At 74.4% G+C, this 743-nt stretch carries 1 protein-coding gene and 1 pseudogene; one reads left to right on the top strand and one right to left on the bottom strand.

The genetic code is table 11. The features are described from left to right. Positions 1 to 416: ABC transporter ATP-binding protein (locus B8460_RS15220; protein ID WP_241771206.1), on the bottom strand; the 416-nt coding region annotated here is incomplete at its 3' end. 64 nt (positions 417 to 480) lie between these two features. Here B8460_RS15220 and B8460_RS15215 point away from each other — a divergent pair. Beyond that, positions 481 to 743: pseudogene (locus B8460_RS15215) on the top strand (arylesterase); the annotation flags it as partial.

Genomic DNA, 743 nt, shown 5'->3' with positions numbered 1-743 from the left:
GCGACGCGCTGCTGCTCGCCGCCCGACAGCTGGCCGGGCAGATGGGTGAGCCGGTGGCCGAGGCCGACCTCCCGCAGCCCCGCCTCGGCGACGGCGAAGGCGTCGCGCCGGCCCGCGAGTTCCAGCGGCACGGCGACGTTCTCCAGCGCCGTCATGGTCGGTATCAGGTGAAAGGCCTGGAAGACGATGCCGATGCGGTCGCGCCGCAGGCGGGCGCGCGCGTCCTCGTCCAGCGTCTCCAGCGCGACCCCCGCGACCCGCACAGATCCGGCGGTCGCCCGTTCCAGCCCGGCGAGCAGCATCAGCAGGCTGGTCTTGCCCGACCCGGACGGGCCGACGACGCCCACCGCCTCGCCGGCGGCGAGATCGAGGTCGATGCCGCGCAGGATGTTGACCGGCCCGGCGGCGGCAGGCACGGTCAGGACAAGCCCCCTGGTCGTGACAAGCGGTTCCGGCGCGGGCGGAGCCGAGGGCGTGACGATGCTGTCCATCGCGGTCGGATATGGCGGTCATGCCGCGCTGCGGAAAGCCTCGCGGTGCCTCGCGCTTCTCCTCGCCCTGTTCACGCTTCCCGGCGCGGCGCCGGGGACAGCCCCCATTCGTCTCCTCGTGCTCGGCGACAGCCTGTCGGCCGGCTACGGCCTCGCCCACGCCGACGGGTTCGAGCAGCAGCTCGCACGCGCGCTCGCCGCCGCCGGCCATCCGGTGCGCATCATCGACGCGGCCGTGTCCGGCGACACCTC

This window comes from Acidisphaera rubrifaciens HS-AP3, from assembly GCF_000964365.1.
Taxonomy (GTDB): domain Bacteria; phylum Pseudomonadota; class Alphaproteobacteria; order Acetobacterales; family Acetobacteraceae; genus Acidisphaera; species Acidisphaera rubrifaciens.
This window is presented reverse-complemented; position numbering and strand designations above follow the sequence as displayed.